1 protein-coding gene is annotated in these 1,176 nt (G+C 60.5%); it reads right to left on the bottom strand.

Going from position 1 to position 1,176, the window contains the following annotated elements:
• Nucleotides 1–24 precede the first annotated feature (24 nt).
• Nucleotides 25–1,116, bottom strand: coding sequence for an IS630 family transposase (locus tag OU682_RS24030; RefSeq protein WP_268944689.1), 1,092 nt, complete (start codon nt 1,114–1,116; stop codon nt 25–27).
• Between the last annotated feature and the right edge of the window lie 60 nt (nt 1,117–1,176).

Genomic DNA, 1,176 nt, shown 5'->3' with positions numbered 1-1,176 from the left:
CTAGTGTTCTGAATCTGACGCTTGCTACCTGTTCCCGCGGATACCATCGAGTGCATCGAGCGCTCGCCGTTCACGGGTGAGGATATCGTCGGCTGACTTGGTCCAAACAAAGGGCTTCGGTCGGATGTTGTGCTGCGCCAGATAGTCGTAGATCGCATCCTCCAAGTCGCTCACGCTGGTGTAACTGCCTTTGCGAATTCGCTTGACGGTGATCTCTGCGAAGAAGCGCTCGACAAGGTTGAGCCAGGAAGCGCTGGTTGGTGTGAAATGCAGCTTGAACCGTGGATGTTTCTCCAGCCAGGCCTGCACCTCGGGCGTCTTGTGGGTGGCGTAGTTGTCAAGCACGAGATGGATGTCACGAGGTTTGCGGACGGCGCGGTCGATGCGGCGCAGGAAGGTCAGAAACTCCCGTGCCCGATGACGCGGCATGCAATCACCGATGACCAGACCGGATTTGACATCAAGCGCGGCGAACAGGGTGGTCGTGCCGTGGCGCTTGTAATCGTGGGTCATCGTGGCGGCACGCCCCTTCTTGAGCGGCAAGCCAGGCTGGGTCCGATCCAAGGCCTGGATCTGTGACTTTTCATCAACACACAGCACGACGGCGCGGTCCGGCGGGTTCAGATACAGACCGACGATCTCGGTGACTTTCTCCTCAAACAGCGGGTCGTTCGACACCTTGAACCCGCGCGAGACATGCGGCTTCAACCCCGCCTCTGCCCAGATGCGTCCCACGCTCGAAGGAGAGATCCCCACCGCTTCGGCCATCATCGAGCGGCTCCAGTGGGTGGCGTTGGGAGGAGCCTCCTGCACGGTCTTCGCGATCACCATCAGCCGTGTCTCCATGGGCAGCGGCGGCACCCGCGAAGGCCGGGTCTTGTCCCGCAGCAGCCCTGCCACACCCTCGTCGAGATAGCGGGTTTGCCAACGCCAGACAGTGGGCTTTGAAGTCCTTGCACGCCGCATAATCTCGTTGGTGCCGTAGCCATCGGCGGTCGCCAAGATAATCTCGGCCCGCCAGACCACCTTGCGTGGGGTGTTTCGGTCGGTGAGCACGGTTTCAAGCCGCGCTCGATCGGCAGCGCCAAGGTAAAGGCTGATGTCGTCTCGTCTCATCCGCCGAACATGTCACATTCGACCACAGGAAGGAATCTTCTGTTAGGCGGTGAACACTAG

The organism is Paracoccus benzoatiresistens, assembly GCF_026913015.1.
Classification (GTDB): Bacteria; Pseudomonadota; Alphaproteobacteria; order Rhodobacterales; family Rhodobacteraceae; genus Paracoccus; species Paracoccus benzoatiresistens.
Note: the sequence above shows the minus strand (reverse complement) of the source record. Positions and strands in the feature narration are given on the sequence as shown.